This is a genomic window from Pseudarthrobacter sp. B907, assembly GCF_040137805.1.
Taxonomy (GTDB): Bacteria; Actinomycetota; Actinomycetes; order Actinomycetales; family Micrococcaceae; genus Arthrobacter.
Map to the genome: position 1 here is coordinate 1 of NZ_JBEEQE010000018.1, position 22829 is coordinate 22829.

The following is a 22829-nucleotide window of genomic DNA, read 5'->3' on the forward strand; positions in this document are numbered from 1 at the left end:
CTGCCCGAGAACGCTGTCCACCGGCGGAACCCGGCGCCCATCACCGTCCGGCCTGCCGGCCGGACGGGCAATGAGAGCTGCACCGATTCCCATGACTCAATCCTGCCCGTGACCTATAAGAGGTGCTGCTGCAGGGGTCCGGACGCGTTCAGTGCGGGCGGCCGGAACCCGGCGCTCCTCCCCGTCCGGCCTGCCAGCCGGACGGGCGATGAGAGCTGCACCGATTCCCATGACTCAATCCTGCCCGTGACCTCTAAGAGGTGCTGATGCAGGGGTCCGGACGCGTTCAGTGCGGGCGGCCGGAACCCGGCGCTCCTCCCCGTCCGGCCTGCCAGCCGGACGGGCGATGAGAGCTGCACCGATTCCCATGACTCAATCCTGCCGGTGACCTACGACAATTTGGGGTGCCGCTGCACGGGCAGGAAACCCCGGCTGCACGCGGGCGTCAGCACAGCCTGGCTGCCGCCGCAGAGGCCCGGACGTGGTCAATGTGGGCGAGCGGCAGGTAGGGGCAGGTACCGCCCGGTCCATCTTGCCTGCCGGGGACGACGTCGCCGCTTATAGCTGTGAAGGCAGGCCAGTGCCTTCACAGCTCGGATGGAACGGCGACATTGACCTGATCCCTAACACGGTGAACCGAGGGAACCATCCGTGGCGGACGCCCATGACCCTCGACACCACCGCGTCCCGGGAGTTGGGCTACCAGCCGGTCGGTACTGCCCTCGAGTTGCTCGCCGATGAAGTGACCTGGGTTCAGACCCAGATCAGCGCCGGGCGGCCCTAGTCCTGGATCAGTTCGAGGTCTTCCTCGTCGTCGACGTCTTCGTTTTCCTCGTCGTCATCTTCTTCGTCAATGACCTCAAGGGGCGTCACTTCGCCATACGCTTCATAGAGGGAGTCGTCGTAGACTTCAAAGGCATCGGCGACGGCGAAAAACGCCGCTTCGACCGCGGGATCCCCGTCTCCCCGCCGCGCCGCTGCAGCGGCCAGATGCTCCTCGAGGGCGGCGGTCAGGGACTGAAGCGCGACACGCGGATCGATGCTCATGACTTCACGTTAGCCCGAAAAAGACGAAAATGGAGAGCAATGAAGGAACATTTTCTGAGCAGCTCGGTCCGTCGGGAGCGGGACTATGCGCGTCAGTACGAGTACCTCGTGCTGACGGTCAGCCCTGAGGATTCCCTGCCGGAGGCGCGCCGCCTCCTCGCCGCCCATTCCGAGTACGGCAAGTGGGAACTCGAGCGTAGCGTCCTCTACGTCGGCGGCGGACGCCGCTTCTGGTTGCGCCGGAAAGTGATCCAGGTGCAGCGGACCGTCTAGGGCCCCCGCGGACCGTCCCGGACCGTCCCAGACCTCGCTGCGCCTAGCCCTCCAGCGGGCCCAGCCAGGCGTTGGCCACCGTATTGTGCGCCGATTCGTCGTCGGAGGGGTGGAACATCCCGGCCAGGACATCCCGGTAGAGCCGCTCGAGCTCGGACCCGCGGAAGTAGCTTGAACCGCCCGAGACTCTGATTGCCAGGTCGACGACGGTGCGCGCCGTCTCGGTGGCACGCACCTTCACCCCGACGAGTTTCGGGAACCACTGGCCGCCGTGATCGGTGAGGGCATCGACGTCGGCCGCCACCGCGGCGAGCTGCGGATACAGCCCATCCATCGCCATGGCAGCTTCGGCGACCTTCCAGCGGATATCCGGATCCTGTGCGTAGCTGCGGCCGCCATTCCTGAACGAGGTGCGGCGCTTGACCGCTTCCACCCCCAGATGCAGCGCGCGTTCCCCGATCCCCGTGTACACCGCCGCCAGCAACGTCTCGAAGCACGCGAAGATGGCGAAGATCAGCGGATCAGCGTTCGGGCCCACGGGGAGCTTGCGGAAGATCCGCTCCGGCGGCACCACGGCGCCTTCCAGAACCGTGGTGTTGGACTGGCTGGCCCGCATGCCCAGGGTGTCCCAGTCGGAGAGGATCTGGTAGCCGGGCGTCTCCCGGTCGATGAAGCCGTGGACCAGTTCGCCTTCGCCGCCGCGCGCAGTGGCGTCCTTGCCGAAAATGCCGAGCCGGGTCCAGGCCGGCGAGAGGCTCGTGAAGATCTTCCGCCCGGTGAATCCGTAGCTTCCGTCCGGTAGCGGCGTGGCCTCGGTCCGGGAGTCGAAGAGCACGGAGTCGTTGCCGGCCTCGGAGTTGCCGAACGCAAAGATCTCACCCTGCGCGGCCTCCTTCAGGACGAAGTCCAGCGAGGAATCACCCCGGGCGGCCAGGACGTGGGCGACGCCGGTCCAGACCAGGTGCATGTTGATCGCCAGGGCGGTGGCCGGCGCTGCGGTGGCCAGCCTCCGCTGCAGTTGCGCCGCCCCGGCGAGACCGAGGCCCAGGCCGCCGTCGGACGCCGGGACGAAGATCTTCAGGTAACCGGCGTCGGCGAGGTCCCGGAGGTCCTCGGTGAAGAAAGCATTGTCCCGGTCATAACCGGCCGCGCGGGCGCGGATCCGTTCCAGCAGTGCTTCGGGCAGGAGGTCTTCGGGCGTCATGTCTGTGGGAGCCATTCCTGGTGCATTTCGCTCAGTAGTTGGTCAGCAGGGTGTTGAGCACCCGGGAGCCGAACTTCAGCGAGTCGGCCGGGACCCGTTCGTCGACGCCGTGGAACATGCCGGTGAAGTCGAGGTCGTCCGGAAGCATCAGCGGTGCGAAGCCGTAACCGGTGATGCCCAGCCGGCTCAAGGCCTTGTTGTCCGTGCCGCCCGAGAGCGTGTACGGAAGGACCTTGGCGCCGGGATCCTCGGAGTGCAGCGCGTCGATCATGGAGTCCACCAGGTTGCCCGCGAAGGGGACTTCGAGCGAGACGTCCTGGTGAACGTAGCTGACCTCCACGCCGGTGCCGGCAAGTTCGCGGACGATCTCGAGGACCTGTTCCTGCTGGCCGGGCAGCGTCCGGCAGTCCACCAGGGCCTCGGCCGACTCCGGGATGACGTTGTGCTTATAGCCGCCCTTAAGCAGGGTGGGGTTGGTGGTGTTCTGCAGCGTAGCGCCGACAAACCGCGCCACCGTGCCGAGTTCCTTGAGGATCTTCTCCGGGTCGCCCGGGTCGAATTCGACGCCGGTGAGTTCCGTTACGCCGTCCAGGAATTGCCGCGTCGTGGGGGTCAGTTCCACCGGCCACCGGTATTCGCCGATTCGCGAGACGGCGCTGGCGAGCCGGGTGACGGCGTTGTCAGTGTTGATTTGGGAGCCGTGGCCGGCGCGGCCGTGGGCCACCAGCCGCAGCCAGGAGAGCCCCTTCTCCGCGGTCTGCAGCAGGTAAGTGCGCTGGCCGCCGATGGTGGCGGAGAAACCGCCGACTTCGGAGATCGCTTCGGTGGCGCCCTCAAAGAGTTCGGGACGGTGTTCGACGGCGTAGCCGGCGCCGTACTTGCCGCCGGCCTCCTCATCCGCAAAGAACGCGAAGATCAGGTCGCGCTTGGGCTTGCGGCCGGTCCGGGCGAAATCCCGCAGCACGGAAAGGATCATGGCGTCCATGTCCTTCATATCCACGGCGCCGCGGCCCCAGATCAGGCCGTCCTTGAGTTCGGCGCCGAAGGGGTCCACGGACCACTGCTCACGCAGTGCGGGAACGACGTCGAGGTGGCCGTGGACCACGAGGGCGCTGGCCGACGGATCCTCGCCGGCCAGCCGGGTCACCACACTGGCGCGGCCCGGAGCGGATTCGAAGATCTCGGCATCCAGCCCCACCTCCGTGATCAGCCCCGCCGTGTACTCCGCGGCAGCGCGCTCCCCCGGCCCGGAACCGTCACCGTAGTTGGACGTGTCGATCCGAATCAGTTCCTGGCAGATCCGGACAACCTCGTCTTCGGGCCGAATGTCAGTCATATCGCTCCTCGTGGCAGTGGCTCAGTGCTGGCTTCAGCCTACCCACACCGCCCCGGCGGACCCCGATTATTTGTTTCCGGAATCTTCGTGCTAGAGTCTTTCTCGCTGCTTCCGAGAAAAGCAAAACGCTGAAAGGCGAAATTCTTCCCGGAAATACCACCTGCGCGGGTGGCGGAATGGCAGACGCGCTAGCTTGAGGTGCTAGTCCTCGAAAGGGGGTGGGGGTTCAAGTCCCCCTCCGCGCACAACAGGAAATGCCCCGGAATTCTTCATGGATTCCGGGGCATTTTGTGTTTCTGCGCCCAGCGGATGCGGCTGTCGGGCTGCCGCTACTCTATGGGCCCGCCGGCGGGGCCGTCACCCCTGGGTGGGATCCTCAAGGGTGCCTGTGAGAAGCCGGGCCTGGAAATTCCGCAGTGCGAAGTCCCTGAGCTTCGAGTCGTTCACCAGTTCGGCGGCGGCGGCAACTTGCAGCGGCAGAGACGCCCGGTGGGCCCGTGCCCTGGCGATCGTCTCCTTGTCCGCCAAGTCGGCGACCCTGCTCGAGCCGAAAGCTCCGATGAGAGGCGCCAGGTCGATTGCCGGGTCACCGATGCAGGCATTGTCGAGGTCCACGACGCCGGAAAGTTGGGTGCCTGTCCACAGGATGTTGTGCAGGCCGAAGTCCCCGTGCACCAGCGTTGTGCCGGCAGCGGACTCTGCCTGCAACACGTTCGCGACAACTCGTCCGGCGGCGCTCCTCGCAGCCCTGTCCAGAGGGTGGATAATCCGGTCCACGACGCCCGGCCAGTCCTCGCCTCCGCACGACTGCCTGACCGGACGAAGCGCACCCGCAGGCTGCCCGGCTCGCCGGAAGCCGGCGAGGACCAACTCTAGGGGCTCCCGGACTTCCGCCCAGGAGAGACCGGTCCGCTGGTCGCCCGGGACGACGCTGGTGAGCTGGGCCGACCACGCCGGCCCAGAACGCGGTGCGGACAAAGCAACAGGAATTCGAAACGGAAGATCCATAGCCGCCAGGATCCTAAGGTTTCGATGTTCCCTCTGCGTCCGCAGGAAGTGTTCCGAGCCGCTTGCGACGCGCACAACGGCAGACGTGCCGAGGACCGCTACGTGATGGAACGCCCCGTGCCTGAACGCAGCTTCCTCCCAGGGGAGGCCCGGCCACGCCATTTCAACGTCCGTCCACAGCGTCGAGGTGCCGGCATCGAGAGTGTTCACGAGGGTCAGTCTCTCAGAACGCGGTTCCCGTAAGCCCGCATCCCCCGGATACCGATGGCGAGGAGGAGACCCGACCTACACCCTCAGCAGCCCGGCGGGCGTCTGCCCGGCCAGGGAGGCAAGGGCGCGGGGGCGCAGGTCCGGCCACTCCTCGGTCAGCAGCGACAGGATGACGAAGTCGCGCCAGAGGCCGTCGACGTTCCGGGAGGAACGGCGCCGGGTCCCCTCGGCCGTGAACCCGAACCGCGCGAGCGAGGCCAAGGACCGCTGGTTGCGGGCGTCCACGTCGCATTCGATCCGGCCGGCCCCGCAGGAGAACAGCCAGTCGAGCAGCGTGATCTTCACCTCGTGGTTGACCTTGGCGCCCCAGAAATCCGGGTCCAGCACGGTCCGGCCGATCTTGACGCGCTCCGTGGGCTCGTCCTGCTCCGTGATGCCGGTAGTTCCGACGAACCGCGACTGTCCCAGCGGCAGCTTCTGGTACACGGAGAAGACCTGGAGCCCGGCAAAGCGGCGGTCCACAAACGCCATCAACTCGGACTCCCCGGCGGGCCTGGACTCGCTGTCGCTGAAGCCCTGGGACCAGATTTCATCGCGGGCCAAAAGCCGCGCCAGCGGCTCGACGTCGAGAGCTGTAAACGGTGCCAGGACGAACCTGCCGGTGACCGTCTGAAGGGTCGGCAGAGTGTCGGGAAGGAGCAGCGCCATTGCGGCCTTTCTGGTTCGCGGGGAAGCGTCGGGGAGGGGGAAAACGGAAGGCAATTTTGTCCGCGAATTTCAGGCGGCAAGTGAAATTATCACCCCGATGCCCCACCCCGCAACGACACGCTGGCGCAGGGCATCCCGGCGGGCCTTCGCCGCGCCCGGAGCGGCGGTTCGGGAGCCCGCGGCAGTGCAGCAAAAGCGCTGCGGAACCGGACGAACGCACTCCGGATCCACGGTGCGCCCGTCCGGAATCAGCGCGGAAATCACGGCGCTCAGCACGCCTCTGCCGTTAGGTGAAAGCGACGCGCTGGATCTGCAGAACTTCCGAGCCGGACACGACGTTGACGCGGACCCATTCGTTGACGGAGGAGGCACCCTCGATCGTCACCCGGCTCAGGTTGGCAACACTGCCCGAGAGGCCGTAGAACGACTTCCATTTGGAGGTGGTCAGCGGCTTGTCCTTGATGTAGCCGTGGCTGTCGCCGTTGAACAGGAACACCGGACGCTGGAAGAGCGAGGCCTCGCTGGCAAGAGCCCGGACAATGGACTGGAAGGCCTTGCGGTAGCCGGGGCCCTGTGTGCCGGGCGCGAACATGTCCGCCTGGGTCAGCAGCACCACCGCCCTGCTGCCGGCGGCCTTGGCCGAGGCAAAGGTGTTCCTGAGCTGGGTGATGGTGGCGTCGACCCGGGCAGCCTCCTCGGCGAGTTGCGGTTCCGTGGGGGCCGTGTAGCCCAGGCCCGTCCAGGGCTTGAGGTCGTTTTCGGAGCCGACGATGTGGAGGGTGGCCAGGGTCAGTCCGCCGGCGGCGAAGGACACGTTCTCCTTGTAACCGGTCTGGGCGGACACCGTCATCGCATTTTGACCCAGGGTGCGGCCGGACGACGGGAAGAAGATTGAACGGACCGTGGCCAGCCGCTCCAGCGGGTTGCCCTTGCCGACGCTGGCCCGGTGGCAATCCGCCCATTCGTTGTCCCCCGGTGTGTACACCAGCGGATCCACGAACTTGTCGAAGTTGGACTTGATCTTCTGGTAGTAGCTGGTGGAGCAGTTGCCGGAGCCGATGTCGCCCAGGTGGCTGACCATTTGGACGTTCGGGTCCGCATTGATTTGGGCTATGCGCTTGGGAAACAGCCCCAGCTGGGTGGAGCCATAGGGAATGTCGCCGATCACCGCGAAGCTGTAGCTCGTCGCCGCGCCCGCAGTCCCCGTCGCGGCACCGGAAATGCCCAATGCCAGCGCCAGCGCGGCCCCTGCCATCCTCGCGGCTCGCCTCATCAGCTTCCTCCCCGGGCTTCCGGACGCGCGGGCATCAGGGCTGTCCCCGTTGCCGATGGTGCCGAGAATAGCGAAGCGGAGCAGCCCTGCAACCAGTAGCGGCCACTGGGACGGGCCTGCCCCAGCCACTGGAAGGGCTACTGGCCTGTTACTGGGATGGCTACTGGGAGCCGGGCCCTCCGCCCGGGAGGAGCGCCTGCTGGACCCTGCTGAGGAGGGAACGGAATCTGGCGTTGTCCGGCAGTTCCTCGATGAGGACGACGCCGTCGGGTCCCGCGAGCGGCACGCACCAGTTGGGGTACTCCGTGCTGGTGCCCGGCTGGTTTTGCGTGCGGGTCTCCCCCACGGCATCAACCAGCGCGACGCCCAGCAACGACGACGGCGTGAGCGCAGTGAACGCGTACAGCGCCTCGACCGTGGCCTGCACCGCCGCCGGATCTGCCTGTTGCCCGGCCGCATGGGTCGCAGTCCCCGCAACGGCGCCGCTGGCCGGCAGCAGGCCGCGCTCCCGTACGAGGGCGAGCACGGCTTCCTGCTCCGCCTCGTCGGCCGCCCGTTCCTCCTCGACCGGACGCCGCAGCAGCCCGAGCGACTCCCGGAGCGTGACATGTTCGCCGGCTAGGTAGCCGGCGGTGGGTGGCAGGTCGTGGGTGTTGACGCTCGTGAGGCACTCCTGCCGGTAGCGTTCGGGTGCCAGCGGCCCGGCGTCGTCGTGTTCGAACCACAGGATGGAGGTGCCGAAGATTCCCCGTTCGGCCAGGTAGTCCCGCACCCAGGGCTCGAAGACACCGAGGTCCTCGCCGATCACCACGGCCCCGGCGCGCTGGGCTTCCAAGGCGAGGATCCCGATCAGCGCCTCGTGGTCGTAGTACACGTAGGTGCCTTCGCCCGGTCCGGCGCCCTCCGGGATCCACCAGAGACGGAACAGGCCCAGGACGTGGTCCACGCGGATGCCGCCGGCATGGCGCAGCACGGTCCGCAGCATGTCGCGATAGGCGGCATACCCCGATTCGGCCAGCCGCGCCGGATGCCACGGCGGCTGAGTCCAGTTCTGGCCCTGCTGGTTGAACATGTCCGGCGGGGCGCCGACCGTCACGCCGTGGGTAAGGACGCCGGACAGCGCCCAGGCGTCGGCGCCGCCGAGCTTCACGCCGACCGCCAGGTCGTGCACGATCCCGATGTCCAGGCCGGCCCGCCGCGCCGCATCCTGCGCCGCTTCCAGTTGCTCGTCGCAGATCCACTGCAGCCAGCGGTGGAACTCGATGCGGTCCGCGAGCGCCGTCCGTTGGGCTGCGGCGTACCCGGTGGCCGGGGACGAAGCGGCGTCGCCCCAGCCGTCCGCCGAAGGGCCGAGGGTCTCCGCGAGGGCCGACCACAAAGCGAAGTCGTCGAGTCCCTGCCCCTGGTCTCGGCAGAAGTCGGTGAACTGCCGCGAACGCGCCGGACCCCGGCGGACAAGGAACACGCGCTCGAGGGCGGTGAGCTTCGCCTCGTAGCTGGCGTTGCGGTCCAGCAGCCCCGTCTGCCGGTTGGCGGCGTGCAGACCCGACGCCAGCCGCTGCGTCTCAGCCAGTGCCGCGGGATCCAGGTAGGCGTACTCCTTGATCTCCTCCACCCGGAGGTACAGCGGGTTGAAGAAACGCCGGGTGGTGGGCAGGTAGGGCGAGTCCTCCACCGGCGGACGGGGCTCGGCCGCGTGCAGGGGGTTGACCAGGATGAATCCGGCTCCCTGGGCTCCGGCCACCGCGGCGAGGTCGGTCAGGTCGGCGAAGTCGCCAATCCGCCAGGAACGCGAGGACCGCACGGAGTAGAGCTGCGCCATAAGTCCCCAGCGGCGGTGGCCCGCCAGCGCCTCGGTGGTACGCAGCCGTTGCGGCGTCACCACCAGGGCACACTGCGCACGGAGGCCCGCCGCGTCGGCCTCGATGGTGTGCCAGCCCAGCGGCAAGGCGTCCGGGGTGCTGAAGCTCGCCCGCCCGGTCAGGACGCCGTCGACGTCGCGGGGCGCTTCCCAGTTCTCCAGCTGCCGGACCCCGTGCCGGGTTCCGTCCTCCGCGACAACCCGGACGTCGACGTCGCTGCCGTGCGGCACGTGGACATGGAAAACCGCCGCTGTTCCCTCCCGCGCCACCACCGTGGGCGGCAGCAGGCGGCGCCAGGGCGCAAGCCCCGCCTCGGCCAGGGCGCCCCGGACCTGTGCCTGGCTGTCGCACGCTACGCCCAGGGCAGTGAGGACCCGGCGCAGGGTGCGAGCGGCGACGGAGCGTTCCACACCGTCCCAGCCCCAATACGAGGTGCCCACCCCATGGGCCGCCGCCAGCTCGCGCAACAGGGACCCGGCGTCGTCGTCTGCCGGTTCGTCGGGCGCGTCGAGTGGATCCGTACTGTCCGCCATCGGCGCGTCAGGTGCTGACCGGAGGCGCCGGCGCGACGGAGCCGTGGGGGGCGGCGTGGACGTGGGCCTCCCCCACCAGCTCGTGCAGCCCGGCGACAGACCCGGCCAGGCTGAGGCCGGGCGACTCCACGATGAAGGGCATCAACAGCCCGTTCTCCTTGTCCAGGTGCAAGGCGAAGACCTCGCCGATGCCGGCCGCGGCGACGGCGGCGTCGACCCCCTGCGCCGTCCGGAGCCGTTCGACCAGTGAGACGATGACCTTGTGTTCGGCCAGCATGCCCGCCACCAGCAGCCGGCCCTCCGGCGCGGCCCCGGCTCCGCTGTACAGCGGGCCTTCTTCGGCGAGCGCGTGCGGGACGAGCTCAGTCTCGCACCATTCCACCAGCACTTCGTGGGCGTCGTGCTCCGCCACCGTATTGTGCGCCTTCACCGCCTGGGTGAGGGCGGCGATCAGGGCGCGGAGACGTTTAAGCATCCCCGCATGGTGGGCCTCCACGGCCGCGAGCGCCCGCGCTTCCTCCTCGGCGTTCTTGGGAACCGGCGTGTCCATGGCATCTCCCTTGCTGGGCGGAACGTTGTTCCGGCTGGATGTGATCCAACTGTACGGCCGGCCCGGTTCCCTGGAACAGGCCTTTCGGCCCCGGGGACTCACGGGCCGACGGCACGGGCCGCCCCGGCGGTCCGTGCCCGTTTCGACGCTGTGCAGCCCGCCGCGCTAGCCTTGCATCCTATGGTTGACGTCGAACGGTTCCGGGTTTTCCTCACCGAGGAGCGCAAGCGGAAGCTAGCCCTGCTGCTTGCCCTGCGCAAGGACATCACCTCGGTGAACGCCGCCCGGCAGGATTCCAACGTCGACGACGAACACGATCCGGAGGGTGCGACGATCGCGTTCGAACTCTCCCAGGCCGCCGCGTTGCTGGAACAAAGCCGAGCCGGCCTCGCCCAGATCGAGGCAGCCCTGGCCCGGATTGATGCCGGACGCTACGGGATCTGCGAAGTCTGCGGCGGCCCCATAGCCGAGGGCCGGCTGGAAGCCAGGCCATGGACGCCCTACTGCATCCTGCACAGCGCCGGGCAGCCCCAAGCTGGAAGGCGCCACCATCCCCATGATCACTAACCCACTGGCCCTCGTTACCGAGGACCTCGCCGGGACGTGGTGGCAGCGGATCGTGGGCGGTTTCAGCCACGCCCCTGCCCCAGTGGTCACCGCTACCGAACTGCTGCTGGTGGTTGCCGTCGCCGTCGCGTTGTCCCTGCCGCGCATCAGCTGGCGGTACTTCGGCCTGCTCGCCACCGTGACCCACGAGCTGGGCCATGCCTTTGCCGCCCTGATGACCGGGCAGCGGCTGGGCGGCATCCGGCTGAGCCTGGACCATTCGGGTACCACCACGAGCTACAGCCGGCGCCCGCTCGCCGCGGTCTGGTCGACGTTCTGGGGTTACCCGGTGCCTGCCCTTGTTGGCGCCGCGATGGTGTGGTCCGGCTTCAACGGCTGGGGGCCCGCTGCCATGTCAGTGGGCACCCTGTTGCTGCTGGTCTCCTTCCTTTTCCTGCGCAACGGCATCGGGCTGCTGATCACGGCCGCGGCTGTCCTCGGCGCCGCGCTCCTGGTCCTGTTCGTCCCCGCCGAATTCATCGGGCACGTGATGATCGGGCTGGGCATCGCTCTGCTCGTGGCCGCCGTCCGGGACCTGGGCAAACTGGCGGCGGTGCATTCGCGGCACCGGAACCGGCTCTCGACGTCGGACGCGTACCTGCTGTCCCGGGCAACGCGCATCCCCGCGGCCGTCTGGATTGTCCTCTTCGCCGCCGTGGTGGCGGCCTGCTGGTGGTTCGCCTGGCAGCCGATGGCGCAGGTGTTCGCCACAGTGGCGCCGGGGCAGGGCCGCTTCCCGGCATAGGCTGGGACCATGAACACAACACACACCGACGACCCGGGCTTCAGCACCCGGGGCGCCTACGTCACCGGCGGTGCGGAATTCAACCGGGACACCAACTACATCGAGGACCGGATCACCCGCGACGGCGCCCCCGGGGCCAACGGCGAACCCGGCTGGCCCGTCGAGGCCGGCCGCTACCGGCTCGTCGCGGCGCGCGCCTGCCCGTGGGCCAACCGCACCGTGATTGTCCGGCGGCTGCTCGGTCTTGAAGACGTGATCTCGCTCGGCCAGCCCGGCCCCACCCACGACTCCCGCTCCTGGACCTTCGACCTCGATCCCGGCGGCCTGGACCCCGTCCTGGGGATCGAACGCATCCAGGAGGCCTACTTCCGCCGCTTCCCGGACTACCCCCGGGGCATCACGGTGCCGGTAATCGTCGACGTGCCCAGCGGCGCCGTCGTGACCAACAACTTCCCGCAGATCACCCTCGACTTCTCCACCGAGTGGACCGAGTTCCACCGCGACGGCGCCCCGGACCTGTACCCGGAGGCGCTCCGGGAGGAGATCGACGCCGTCAACAAGCGCGTCTTCACGGAGGTCAACAACGGTGTCTACCGTTGCGGGTTCGCCGGATCCCAGGACGCCTACGACGCCGCCTACGACAGGCTGTGGACGGCGCTGGATTGGCTCGAGGAGCGCCTCACCGGGCAGCGGTACCTGGTGGGCGAGACCATCACCGAGGCCGACGTCCGGCTCTTCACCACGCTGGCCCGCTTCGACGCCGTCTACCACGGCCACTTCAAGTGCAACCGGCAGAAGCTGAGCGAAATGCCGGCGCTGTGGGCCTACGCCCGGGATCTCTTCCAGACCCCCGGCTTCGGCGACACCACCGACTTCGTGCAGATCAAGCAGCACTATTACATCGTCCACGAGGACATCAACCCCACCGGAGTGGTACCGAAGGGCCCGGAGCTGGGCAACTGGCTCTCGGCACACGGCCGCGAGGCACTGGGCGGACGGCCGTTCGGCAACGGCACGCCGCCCGGGCCGGTCCGGGCCGGCGAGGAAGTCGCCGCCGGACACGGCGCCGGCTGACACCAGTGCCCATGACACCTGCCCCGGCCCTGTCCGCCGGAACGGCCGCCCAGGAGTTCCGTGCGGTGCGGGCACTCTTCGACACGTTTCTGGCGCAGGACCCGGGCTACAGTGCGCAGCTGGCGGTATACCGCCACGGCACGAAAGTCCTGGACCTCTGCGGCGGCCCCGGACTGGCCCAGGGCGACATCACCGGTACCTATTCCTGCTCCAAGGGCGCCGCGGCATTTGTGATCGCCCTGCTGGTCCAGGACGGGCTGCTCGACCTGGACGCCACCGTGGCGTCCTACTCGCCGGAGTTCGCCGCGCACGGCAAGGACCGGCTCACCGTCCGGCAGGCCCTCTCCCACCAGGCGGGACTGCCCGGCATCCCGGGCGGCTTCGCCCTTGAGGACTTCACGACGCCGGAGGCCGCCAGCGCCCTCGCCGCCGCCGCGCCGTTGTGGCGCCCGGGACGCACGTTCGGCTACCACGCGCTGACCATCGGCATCCTGATGGAGGAACTCTGCCGCAGGGTGGCCGGGGCTCCGCTCCAGGAACTCTACGAGGAACGCCTCCGCCGCCCCTTCGGGATCGATTTCTTCCTGGGTCTGCCGCCGGAGGAGGAACCGCGCTACCGGGAGGTGCTCTACACCGAGGACCCGGCCGCCGCGTGGCTGGATCCCCTGAGCTACGCCGGCCTGAACAGCAACGCGCCGGCCAGCGGCATCATGGAGTTGCCCAACCACCGCCTGATCCGCGCCGGCGGCATGAGCGCGGCCGGCGGGGTGGGTTCCGCCGAGGGGCTCGCCCGGCTCTACGCAGCGGCCACCACCGGGGTCCAGGGCGGTCCCGGGTTCCTGACGCCCCGGACCATAGGCGCGATGGCCGAGGAACAGGTGTGGGGCCTTGACCGCTCCTCCGGCCAGGACAACGCCTTCGCCGTGGTCTTTATGAAGCCCCAGCCGGGCCGTGATTTCGGCAGCCACCTCGCCTTCGGCCACGAGGGAGCCAACGCCGCCCTGGGGTTCGCCGACCCCTGCTACGGGATCGGTTTCGGCTACGTGCCCCGGCGCAGTGAGGAAGGCCGCACCAACGGGCAGGCGCAACGCCTCTCCGCCGCGGTACGGCAGGCCTGCGCAGCGTCCTGAGACGGCTCCCGAAGGTTCGTCCAGTTGTCGCAGCAGCCCGGCGGCCCTAGGGTGAGCCGGGATGGCAAATACAAAAGAGCACGACGCCGGCGCCCGCCCCTCGCGACTCCGCATGCTGGGACGCACCGTGGCAGGGAGTGTCTCGGCCGCCCTGCTGTGGCCACGCCTGCAGCTGGCCGCCAAGGCCGCCATCGCGGCCGGCCTGGCCTTCGCCATCGCCCCCTTTATGCCCGGGTCGGCGGCGGACTACCCTTACTACGCGCCGCTCGGTGCCCTCGTCGCCATGTACGAAAACGTCTCCGGCTCCATGCGCCAGGGGGTCCAGACGCTCGTGGGCCTGGCTATCGGCGTCGGGCTCGCCTTTATGCTCTTCAGTCTAGGCAGCCCGTCGCCGGTGACGGTCGCGATTGTGATGGGGCTCGGCGTGATCCTCGCCGGGCTGCCAAAAATCGGCTCCGGCAGCGACTGGATCCCGACGGCGGCCCTGCTGGTGCTGCTGGTCGGCGGGCACAACCCGGACCAGTTCTCCTTCGGGTACCTGCTCCAGATGGGCGTTGGCGTCAGCGTCGGCATTGTGGTGAACCTGCTGGTCTTCCCGCCGCTGCATTTCAAGGCGGCGGCGCTCAGCCTGGCCGAGCTGCGGCAGGCGCTGGCCCAACAGCTCTGGGACATGTGCAAGGCCCTCAAGGAAAACTGGCCGCCGGAGCACGAGGACTGGTCCCGCCGTTCGGAGGCGCTCGTGGCCCACACCCGCTCGGTGCGCGCCGCGGTGCAAAAGGCGGACGCGAGCCGGCGGGCAAATCCGCGGCGCCGGCTCCATCCACGCGACGTCGAGGAGGACTACCGCAACCTGCGCGACCTGGAACGGCTGACTTTCCACATCCAGGATGTGACGCAGGTGCTCGCGGACGTTATCTGGGCCACGGACCACCCCTTTGTCATCCCCGACGGGCAGGCCGCCCCCCTCGCCGACGCCATGGCCCTGGTGGGAGATGTGCTGCACGCCGCCGACGAAGAGGATGCCCAGGGGCAGGCACAGCTCATCGAGGAAGCTGACGCCGCCGTCAAGGCACTCACCGCCCGGATCGCCGCCGAGGACGAGCACCCGGGGGCCCCGAACGCCGTCGAATCGATTCTGCTGAGCCTGCACCGGATGCTGCGCGTCGTAAAGTCTGGCGGCGGCAAGCGGGAGTCGGACCCCTCCCCCGCCGGCGCCAGCTAGCCCGCCGGTCCCTCCCGCCGCGGACCCGCCCGTTCCGGCAGAAGACGGCGGCGTCCGCCCCCGGATATCCCGGTGGCGGCCGCCGTCGTATTTCATCGTCTACTTCAGTGAGGCTACCGATCCGCTGAAGTGCTTCCGCCCCGAGTGCGGGTTCCAGGCCACGTAGTCGGAGCGCTGCCACGCGCCGTCTTCGGGCTGCACCGTGCTGATGTCCAGCGCCACCCGGGCCGGCAGGAACACGGGCGCCTCGAACGCCACGTCCCAGCTGAAGGCATCGCCCTTCACGGCGCCGACGTCGGCCAGGGCCCTGGACGCGAGGTACATGCCGTGGGCGATGGAGCGGCGCATGCCCAGGGCCTTCGCGCTGAGGACGCTCAGGTGGATCGGGTTGAAGTCGCCGGAAACCGCGGCGTAGGCCCGCCCGGTATCGACCCCCAGCTGCCACAGTGCCGTCGGGTTCGGCACCCGGAAGGACTCCGGCACGGCGGCGGCGGTGGGCTTGTCGATGCCCGGAAGGAAGACGCCCTTGGCCAGGTAGGTGGACACGCCGCGCCAGCGGACGGTGTCCTCCCCGGCCCCGCGCACCTCGGCCACGAGATCCAGCTGGGTGCCGGAGCGGTGCCCGCGCAGGTTCTCCGCCCAGGCCCGGATGTCCAGAGCCTCGGTGAACAACACGGGAGCGCTCTGGACCACCTTGTTCGTGAGGTGGATCATCCCCAGCAGCGGCAGCGGGAAATCGTCCCGGTTCATCACGGACATGGAGAGCGGGAACGCCAGGGCGTGGATGAATCCGGCGGGTAGCACATCGCTGGCGGTCTCGCCGATCAGGTGCTGGTAGGCGGTGAGGTTCGCCACCCCGGCCTTAACGCCGCGGACCTCATGGCTGCTCCCGGGCAACACGGTGCCCGAGTGCGCACCGAGCACCCTCCGGCGCGCCGCGGTGGCGGCGGCGTTGACGTAGAGCTTGGAGAGGGACGGCATCTCCGCCAGGATGACGGGCTGCGAAGCGGTCATGCGCCCACCAGGTTCTGTCCGCAGACGCGCAGCACCTCGCCGGAGATCCCGCCGGCGGCGTCGCTGGCGAGGAAGGCAATGGCCTCCGCGACGTCACCGGGCCGGCCGCCCTGCTGCAGCGAGTTGAGCCGGCGTGCCACCTCGCGGGTGGCGAACGGGATTTTGGCGGTCATCTCGGTTTCGATGAAGCCGGGGGCGACGGCGTTGATCGAGCCGCCGTGCGGTCCGAGCAGCGGCGCCGTGGCGCGGACCATGCCCATCACGCCGCCCTTGGAGGCAGCGTAGTTGGTCTGCCCCCGGTTGCCGGCGATCCCGCTGGTGGAGGCCACCGAGACGATCCGCGGCGAGTTCCGGAAGTGCTCCGAGGCCAGCAGCGCCTCGTTGATGCGAAGCTGCGCCGCGATGTTTACCGCGATCACCGAGTTCCAGCGGCCCTGATCCATGTTGGCCAGCAGCTTGTCCCGGGTGATGCCGGCATTGTGGATCACGATGTCCAGCCGGCCGTGGCGCTCCACGGCGTGGTCGATGATCCGCTGCCCGGCGTCCTCGCGGCTGATGTCCAGCTGCAGGGCCGTGCCCCGCACCTCGTTGGCGACCTTGGCGAGGTGGTCTCCGGCGGCAGGGATGTCGACGGCGATGATCGTGGCGCCGTCGCGGTGCAGGGTGCGGGCGATGGCGGCGCCGATCCCCCGGGCCGCTCCGGTCACGACCGCGACCTTTCCTGCCAGCGGCTGCTCGACGTCGGCCGGCAGCTGCCCGGCCTCCGAGGAGACGGTGAGGAACTGGCCGTCCACAAAGGCCGAGCGGCCGGAGAGGAAGAACCGCACGGCCCCGAGCGTGCTCGGGCTGGTGGTGCGGGCGCCGTCGGCGAGCACGATGCCGTTGCCGGTGGCGCCGGCGCGCAGTTCCTTCGCCAGGGAGCGCAACAGGCCGTCGACGCCCTGCCGGGCCGCCGCGGCAGCCGGATCAGGGGCTTCTGCTGCGGCGCGGGAGATGGTGACAACGCGGGCGTTGGCAGCGAGATCCCGGATCGAGGCGGCCGTGGCGAGCACCGGCTTCTCCAGGTCCTCGGGGCGGGCGGCCTCATCAAGCACCAGGATTATGGCGCCGAGCTTTTCGCGCGGCACGGCGTGGCGGCGGACGTCGAGGCCCCAGGACAACAGGGTGGCGGCGAGCTCGTCGGCGCCGTTGCCGGCCCCCTGGACCAGGACGGGACCCGTGACCAGCGGCTGGCCGGGCTGGTGGCGCCGGAGCACCACCGGCTGCGGCAGCCCGAGCTTTTTGGCGAGGTCCTTGCCGAAGCCCCTGCTCACGAATTGGGTGTACTTGTCGGTCATGTTCTCCCCCTAGTGTGCTTCGAGAATGGCGACGACGCCCTGGCCGCCGGCGGCGCAGACGGAGATGAGCCCGCGCGCGGGGCGGCCGTCGACCTGGCCCTTGGCGTGCAGCATCTTCGCCAGCGAGGCGACGATCCGGCCGCCGGTTGCGGCGAACGGGTGGCCGGCGGCGAGGGAGGAGCCGTTGACGTTGAGTTTGGCACGGTCGACGCTGCCGAGCGCGCCGTCCAGGCCAAGGCGGGTACGGCAGAACTCCTCGTCCTCCCATGCGGCCAGGGTGCTCAGCACCGTGCCGGCGAAGGCCTCGTGGATTTCGAAGAAGTCGATGTCCTCGAAGGTCAGGCCGTGCCGTGCCAGCAGGCGCGGGACGGCGAACGCCGGGGCCATCAGCAGCCCGTCCTTGCCGTGCACAAAGTCGACGGCGGCAGCCTCGCCGTCGAGCACCGTGGCGAGCTTGGGTAGGTCGTGGGCGTCGGCCCATTCCTCGGAGGCGAGCAGCACGGTGGAGGCACCGTCGGTGAGCGGGGTGGAGTTCCCTGCCGTCATGGTCGCTTCGGCCCCGAGGTTCTTGCCGAAGACGGGCTTGAGGGTGGCGAGCTTCTCCAGCGTTGTGTCCGGGCGGAGGTTGGAGTCCTTGCTGAGGCCGCGGTAGGGGGTGAGCAGCTCGTCGAAGAAGCCTGCGTCGTAGGCGGCGGCGAGGTTGCGGTGGCTGTTGTAGGCCAGTTCGTCCTGGGCCTCGCGGGTGATCTTCCACTGCGCGGTGGTGAGGGCCTGGTGTTCGCCCATGGAGAGTCCGGTCCGGGGCTCGCCGGTATTGGGGGCGTCCGGGGCGAGGTCCTTGGGCCGCAGGCGGCTCAGCACCTGGAGCCGCTGCGGCAGGGTCTTGGCACGGCTCAGGTCCAGCAGGACCTCGCGCAGGCCCTCGCTGACCGCGATGGGGGCATCGGAGGCGGAGTCGACGCCGCCGGCGATGGCGGAGTCGATCTGGCCCAGCTTGATCTTGTTCGCGAGGCCCAGCACGGTCTCCAGGCCGGTGGCGCAGGCCTGCTGCAGGTCGTAGGCCGGGGTTTCGGCGGAGAGCGCCGAACCGAGCACCGCCTCGCGGGTGAGGTTGAAGTCACGGGAGTGTTTGAGCACCGCTCCGGCAGCAACTTCGCCGATCCGTTCGTCCTGCAGGCCGAACCGGGCGATCAGCCCGTCCAGGGCCGCGGTGAGCATGTCCTGGTTGGAGGACTTAGTGTAGGCGCCGCCGGTCCGGGCGAAGGGGATGCGGTTACCGCCGACCACAACTGCCTTGCGGAGCTGCGGAGCTGCGGTGGATCCTGCGGCCGGGGCGGCGGTGTCCTTCGGTCCGCTTGCGGACGTTCCGTGGTCAGGCATGTGCTGTCTCCTTTGATCAAAGCGGGTTACTGATACCCAGCGTACCTGATACGCTGGGTATCGTGAACAACCCTCAGCCAGATCCTGCCACCGGCGGTGCAGCCGTCGACGGACGCGCCTCCCGCTGGCAGTCCCACCGTGAGGAGCGGCGCCGCGAGCTGATCAAGTCCGCGCGGAAGGCCGTGCATGCACTCGGCAGCGAGGCATCGATGGAGGACATCGCGGCCGCGGCCGGAACCTCCAAATCCGTGTTCTACCGCTACTTCGGCGACAAGGCCGGCCTGCAGCAGGCGGTCGGCGAAGTGGTCCTGAACCAGATGCAGCGGCGGATCCAGGAGGCGGCGCAGAGCGCGCAGACCCCGCGCGAGGGCCTGTTCGCCATGGTCTCCGCCTACCTGCAGATGGCCGAGACCAGCCCGAACGTCTACACCTTTGTGACCCGCTACGCGCCCGGCGAGGCTGAAAGCCACAACGGCTCGATCAGCACGGCCGGCGCGCTGGGCCACTTCTTCGCCGCGATCAGCGAGATGATCGCGCTGCCCATGCGGCACCAGCTGCGCGCGGTCCCCGGCAAGGAGGCCGTGATCGGCTACTGGCCCAACGCCGCGATCGGGCTGGTCCGCAACGCCGGCGAGCAGTGGCTCGCCAGCCCGGACTCCCCCGCCAAACCCGGCCAGGAAGCCATGGCCCGCCAGATCACCGACTGGCTCTGTTTCGGCATCGCCCCGGAAATCCAGGACCCGCCGGCCCCGTAGCCGGACGCCACCCACCCAGCACCAGACCACCAACTGCCAGAACCACAATGTCAGCGCCAACGAAGGAATCGACATGACTGAACTAGCCGACCGCTCCGCAGGCCACACCACCTCCGCCGCCCCTGCGCCCCGCACCCTGGCGGCCGCGCCCGCGGCAGGAGCCCCCACTGTCGACGTCGCCGCCCTCGGCGAACAGCTGCTGGGCAAATGGGCCGCCGTCCGCCGGCAGGCCCGCGAACTGGCCGGCCGGCCGGAGCTCTACAAGACCGAGGGACTCACCCACACCGAGCACCGCCAGCGGGCGTTCGGGCAGCTCAAGATCCTCGTGGACAACGGCGCCGTGCACCGCGCGTTCCCCGTCGCCGTCGGCGGCGCGGATGAACACGGCGCCAACGTCGCCGGCTTCCAGGAGCTCGTCATCGCAGACCCGTCGCTCCAGATCAAGGCGGGCGTGCAGTGGGGCCTGTTCGGCTCCGCCGTGAACCACCTCGGCACCGAGGAGCACCACGCGAAGTGGCTGCCCGGCATCATGAGCCTGGACATTCCCGGCTGCTTCGCCATGACCGAGACCGGCCACGGCTCGGACGTCGCCAGCATCGCCACCACCGCCACCTACGACCCGGCCACCGAGGAGTTCGTCGTGCACACGCCCTTCCGCGCCGCCTGGAAGGACTACATCGGCAACGCCGCGAACGACGGCCTCGCCGCCGTCGTCTTCGCCCAGCTGATCACCAACGGCGTCAACCACGGTGTGCACGCCTTCTACATGGAGCTCCGCGACCCGGAGACCAAGGAGTTCCTGCCCGGCATCGGTGGCGAGGACGACGGCGTCAAGGGCGGCCTGAACGGCATCGACAACGGCCGACTGCACTTCACCCAGGTCCGGATCCCGCGGACGAACCTGCTCAACCGCTACGGCAACGTTGACGACGACGGGACCTACACCTCCCCGATCGCCAGCCCCGGCAGGCGCTTCTTCACGATGCTGGGCACCCTGGTCCAGGGCCGGGTCTCGCTCGACGGCGCCGCCGTGACCGCGTCCAAGCTGGCCCTCAAGACCGCCATCCAGTACGCCTCCGAGCGCCGGCAGTTCAACGCGTCCTCCGCCACGGACGAGGAAGTCCTGCTGGACTACCAGCGGCACCAGCGCCGGCTGTTCACCCGGCTCGCCACCACCTACGCCGCGAGCTTCGCCAGCGAACAGCTGCTGCAGAAGTTCGATGACGTCTTCTCCGGCCGCAACGACACCGACGAGGACCGCCAGGACCTCGAAACGCTGGCCGCTGCCCTCAAGCCGCTGAGCACCTGGCACGCCCTCGACACGCTGCAGGAATGCCGCGAGGCCTGCGGCGGCGCCGGCTTCCTGATCGAGAACCGCTTCGCGTCGCTGCGGGCCGACCTCGACGTCTACGCCACCTTCGAGGGCGACAACACGGTGCTGCTGCAGCTCGTCGCGAAGCGCCTGCTGGCCGACTACGCCAAGGAGTTCCGCAACGTGGACTTCGGTGTACTGGCCCGCTACGTCGTCGGCCAGGCCACCGGCGCAGCCATTCACCGCACCGGCCTGCGCGGCGTCGCCCAGTTCATGGCGGACTCCGGCTCGGTGCAGAAGGCGGCCACCGCCATCAAGGATGAGGCCGGCCAGCGCGCTTTGCTCACCGAGCGGGTCCAGGCCATGGTGGCCGAGGTCGGCGCCGCGCTCAAAGGCGCAAACAAGCTGCCGCAGCAACAGGCCGCCGCGCTGTTCAACAGCCACCAGAACGAGCTCATCGAGGCGGCCCAGGCGCACGCCGAACTGCTCCAGTGGGAGGCCTTCACCGAGGCCCTGGGCCAGGTCGCCGACCCCGGTACCAAAGCGGTCCTGACCTGGCTGCGCGACCTGTTCGGCCTGTCCCTGATCGAGAAGAACCTGTCCTGGTACCTGATGAACGGCCGCCTCTCGATGCAGCGTGCCCGCACCGTGGGCGAGTACATCAACCGGCTGCTCGTGAAGATCCGCCCGCACGCCCTGGACCTGGTGGACGCTTTCGGCTACGGCCCGGAGCACCTCCGCGCCGCGATCGCCACCGGCGCTGAGAAGGCCCGCCAGGACGAGGCGCGGGAGTTCTTCCGGGTCCAGCGCGCCAGCGGCCAGGCCCCGCTGGACGAGAAGATCCTGCTGGCCCGCACCGTCCTCGAGGCCAAGCCGCAGAAGGCCGGGTCCCGCCGGGGCTGAGCATAACCACCGCACGACGACGGCGCCGCCCCTGAATTGGGGCGGCGCCGTCGTCGTTGTGGCGTGTTGGTCCGTTACTGCGGGAGGACCGAGCGGTAGACCTCAAGGGTGGTTTCCGTGATGGATTCCCAGGAGAAATGCGCCTCGGCCCGGCGGCGGCCGGCCTCGCCCATCGCGCGGGCGCGGGCCGGGTCGGAGACCACCTCGGTCAGGGCCGCGGCGAATTCCGTGACGAACTTCTCCGGATCCAGCGGCGTGCCGGTGCCGTCCGTGACCTGCTCGAGCTGCACCAGCAGGCCGGTTTCGCCGTGCTGGACCACCTCGGGGATGCCGCCGGTGGCGCTGGCCACCACGGCCGCGCCGCAGGCCATGGCTTCCAGGTTCACGATCCCGAGCGGTTCGTAGATGGACGGGCAGGCAAACGCGGTGGCGTGGCTGAGGACCTGGATCAGCTCGTGGCGCGGCAGCATCCGCTCCACCAGGACCACGCCGCTGCGCTGGCCCTGCAGTTCCTCGATCAGCCGGGCCGTCTCCGCGGCGAGCTCCGGGGTGTCCGCCGCGCCCAGGCACAGCACCAGCTGCACGTCCGCGGGCAGCTTGGCGGCGGCCCGCAGCAGGTACGGCACGCCCTTCTGCCGGGTGTTGCGGCCCACAAAGACGACACTCGGCCGCGCCGGGTCGATCCCCAGGGCCCGGACCACGTCCTCCCCCTCGTCGCGGTTCCAGAGGCTCACGTCGATGCCGTTGTGCACCACGCGGACCTTGGCCGGATCCACGTCCGGGTAGCTGCGCAGGATGTCCTGCCGCATCCCCTCGGACACGGCAATGATCGCGGCGGCGGATTCGTAGGCGGTCTTCTCCACCCAGGAGGACAGCGCGTACCCTCCGCCGAGCTGTTCGGCCTTCCAAGGCCGCAGCGGCTCGAGGCTGTGCGCGCTGAGCACGTGCGGGATGCCGTGCAGCAGCGAGGCAAGGTGCCCGGCCATGTTGGCGTACCAGGTGTGCGAGTGCACAAGGTCCGCGCCGGCGATGTCCGGAACGATCCGCAGGTCCACGCCGAGGGTTTGCACCGCGGCGTTGGCGCCTGCCAGGTCCTCCGGCACCGGATAGGAGGTGACGGTGGCCCCGTGGTAGTCCGGAGCGCGCTCCGCGCCGAAGGCGCGCACCTGCAGCTCCACCCGCTGGGCCAGCACCCGGCTGAGTTCGGCCACGTGGACGCCGGCGCCCCCATAGATTTCGGGCGGAAATTCCTTGGTCACAATGTCTATTCGCACAAACCCCAAGGTAGTCGTTCCGGCTGATCTGTTCTAGTGTGAAGAGGTCCGGGCACACCGGACAGTTTTGGGG

Annotated in this window: 21 protein-coding genes and 1 tRNA gene; 10 read left to right on the top strand and 12 right to left on the bottom strand. The window is 69.2% G+C overall.

Annotated features, from left to right (window positions below):
* The first annotated feature begins 580 nt into the window (after nucleotides 1-580).
* Nucleotides 581-784, top strand: coding sequence for a hypothetical protein (locus tag ABLI39_RS14375; protein WP_349414124.1), 204 nt, complete (start codon nucleotides 581-583; stop codon nucleotides 782-784).
* Here ABLI39_RS14375 and ABLI39_RS14380 read toward each other — a convergent pair.
* Entirely contained in the window at nucleotides 781-1047 is a 267-nt protein-coding gene (locus tag ABLI39_RS14380; RefSeq protein ID WP_146337568.1) for a hypothetical protein, read from the bottom strand. The two genes, ABLI39_RS14375 and ABLI39_RS14380, sit on opposite strands and share 4 nt — an antisense overlap.
* Nucleotides 1048-1086: 39 nt before the next feature.
* On the opposite strand from ABLI39_RS14380, the gene ABLI39_RS14385 reads away from it, so the two are divergent.
* Nucleotides 1087-1320, top strand: a complete 234-nt coding sequence (locus ABLI39_RS14385; protein ID WP_138769332.1) for a DUF5703 family protein — start codon at nucleotides 1087-1089, stop codon at nucleotides 1318-1320.
* A gap of 43 nt (nucleotides 1321-1363) precedes the next feature.
* Here ABLI39_RS14385 and ABLI39_RS14390 read toward each other — a convergent pair whose 3' ends face one another.
* Both ABLI39_RS14390 and ABLI39_RS14395 read right to left on the bottom strand, forming a co-directional pair.
* Entirely contained in the window at nucleotides 1364-2524 is a 1161-nt protein-coding gene (locus ABLI39_RS14390) for an acyl-CoA dehydrogenase family protein (protein ID WP_349414125.1), read from the bottom strand.
* 31 nt (nucleotides 2525-2555) lie between these two features.
* Entirely contained in the window at nucleotides 2556-3860 is a 1305-nt protein-coding gene (locus ABLI39_RS14395) for a M20/M25/M40 family metallo-hydrolase (RefSeq protein WP_349414126.1), read from the bottom strand.
* A gap of 162 nt (nucleotides 3861-4022) precedes the next feature.
* Between ABLI39_RS14395 and ABLI39_RS14400 the strand changes: the two genes are divergently transcribed.
* Nucleotides 4023-4105: transfer RNA gene (locus tag ABLI39_RS14400), tRNA-Leu, on the top strand.
* Between the two features lie 112 nt (nucleotides 4106-4217).
* Here ABLI39_RS14400 and ABLI39_RS14405 read toward each other — a convergent pair.
* From ABLI39_RS14405 to ABLI39_RS14425, 5 genes are all read right to left on the bottom strand, one after another.
* Nucleotides 4218-5030 (bottom strand): aminoglycoside phosphotransferase family protein, encoded by an 813-nt coding sequence (locus ABLI39_RS14405; RefSeq protein WP_349414218.1) that lies wholly within the window; start codon nucleotides 5028-5030, stop codon nucleotides 4218-4220.
* Nucleotides 5031-5153: 123 nt separating this feature from the next.
* On the bottom strand, nucleotides 5154-5786 hold the full coding sequence (locus ABLI39_RS14410; protein ID WP_349414127.1) for a GNAT family N-acetyltransferase: 633 nt from the start codon (nucleotides 5784-5786) through the stop codon (nucleotides 5154-5156).
* Nucleotides 5787-6072: 286 nt separating this feature from the next.
* Complete coding sequence (locus ABLI39_RS14415; protein ID WP_349414129.1) at nucleotides 6073-7041, bottom strand: hypothetical protein; 969 nt, start codon at nucleotides 7039-7041, stop codon at nucleotides 6073-6075.
* A 178-nt stretch (nucleotides 7042-7219) separates the two neighbouring features.
* Nucleotides 7220-9454 (bottom strand): 4-alpha-glucanotransferase, encoded by a 2235-nt coding sequence (gene malQ, locus ABLI39_RS14420; protein WP_349414130.1) that lies wholly within the window; start codon nucleotides 9452-9454, stop codon nucleotides 7220-7222.
* 7 nt (nucleotides 9455-9461) lie between these two features.
* Nucleotides 9462-10004, bottom strand: a complete 543-nt coding sequence (locus ABLI39_RS14425; RefSeq protein WP_349414131.1) for a hemerythrin domain-containing protein — start codon at nucleotides 10002-10004, stop codon at nucleotides 9462-9464.
* A gap of 180 nt (nucleotides 10005-10184) precedes the next feature.
* Between ABLI39_RS14425 and ABLI39_RS14430 the strand changes: the two genes are divergently transcribed.
* The 5 genes from ABLI39_RS14430 (at nucleotide 10185) to ABLI39_RS14450 (ending at nucleotide 14781) form a co-directional block, all read left to right on the top strand.
* Complete coding sequence (locus ABLI39_RS14430) at nucleotides 10185-10571, top strand: TraR/DksA family transcriptional regulator (RefSeq protein ID WP_349414132.1); 387 nt, start codon at nucleotides 10185-10187, stop codon at nucleotides 10569-10571.
* Nucleotides 10561-11355, top strand: coding sequence for a M50 family metallopeptidase (locus tag ABLI39_RS14435; protein WP_349414134.1), 795 nt, complete (start codon nucleotides 10561-10563; stop codon nucleotides 11353-11355). The genes ABLI39_RS14430 and ABLI39_RS14435 overlap by 11 nt, the downstream gene beginning before the upstream one ends.
* Nucleotides 11356-11364: 9 nt before the next feature.
* On the top strand, nucleotides 11365-12429 hold the full coding sequence (locus ABLI39_RS14440) for a glutathione S-transferase family protein (RefSeq protein WP_349414135.1): 1065 nt from the start codon (nucleotides 11365-11367) through the stop codon (nucleotides 12427-12429).
* Nucleotides 12430-12440: 11 nt separating this feature from the next.
* Nucleotides 12441-13559: a serine hydrolase domain-containing protein gene (locus ABLI39_RS14445; protein WP_349414136.1), complete on the top strand. Its 1119-nt coding sequence runs from the start codon at nucleotides 12441-12443 to the stop codon at nucleotides 13557-13559.
* 61 nt (nucleotides 13560-13620) lie between these two features.
* Nucleotides 13621-14781 (top strand): aromatic acid exporter family protein, encoded by a 1161-nt coding sequence (locus ABLI39_RS14450; RefSeq protein WP_497897920.1) that lies wholly within the window; start codon nucleotides 13621-13623, stop codon nucleotides 14779-14781.
* Between the two features lie 99 nt (nucleotides 14782-14880).
* Here the strand turns inward: ABLI39_RS14450 and ABLI39_RS14455 are convergent, their stop codons facing one another.
* The 3 genes from ABLI39_RS14455 to ABLI39_RS14465 are packed head-to-tail and all read right to left on the bottom strand — an operon-like array spanning nucleotide 14881 to nucleotide 18512.
* Nucleotides 14881-15795 (bottom strand): MaoC family dehydratase, encoded by a 915-nt coding sequence (locus tag ABLI39_RS14455; protein ID WP_349414137.1) that lies wholly within the window; start codon nucleotides 15793-15795, stop codon nucleotides 14881-14883.
* The gene (locus ABLI39_RS14460; RefSeq protein WP_349414139.1) at nucleotides 15792-17132 is read right to left on the bottom strand and encodes a 3-oxoacyl-ACP reductase; all 1341 of its coding nucleotides are present in this window, start codon (nucleotides 17130-17132) and stop codon (nucleotides 15792-15794) included. Before ABLI39_RS14460 ends, ABLI39_RS14455 begins: the two co-directional genes overlap by 4 nt.
* Before the next feature lie 9 nt (nucleotides 17133-17141).
* On the bottom strand, nucleotides 17142-18512 hold the full coding sequence (locus ABLI39_RS14465) for an acetyl-CoA C-acetyltransferase (protein WP_349414140.1): 1371 nt from the start codon (nucleotides 18510-18512) through the stop codon (nucleotides 17142-17144).
* Nucleotides 18513-18571: 59 nt separating this feature from the next.
* On the opposite strand from ABLI39_RS14465, the gene ABLI39_RS14470 reads away from it, so the two are divergent.
* Complete coding sequence (locus ABLI39_RS14470) at nucleotides 18572-19267, top strand: TetR family transcriptional regulator (RefSeq protein ID WP_502935234.1); 696 nt, start codon at nucleotides 18572-18574, stop codon at nucleotides 19265-19267.
* Nucleotides 19268-19340: 73 nt separating this feature from the next.
* On the top strand, nucleotides 19341-21482 hold the full coding sequence (locus ABLI39_RS14475; protein ID WP_349414142.1) for an acyl-CoA dehydrogenase family protein: 2142 nt from the start codon (nucleotides 19341-19343) through the stop codon (nucleotides 21480-21482).
* Between the two features lie 74 nt (nucleotides 21483-21556).
* Here the strand turns inward: ABLI39_RS14475 and glgA are convergent, their stop codons facing one another.
* Nucleotides 21557-22756, bottom strand: a complete 1200-nt coding sequence (glgA, locus tag ABLI39_RS14480; protein WP_349414143.1) for a glycogen synthase — start codon at nucleotides 22754-22756, stop codon at nucleotides 21557-21559.
* Between the last annotated feature and the right edge of the window lie 73 nt (nucleotides 22757-22829).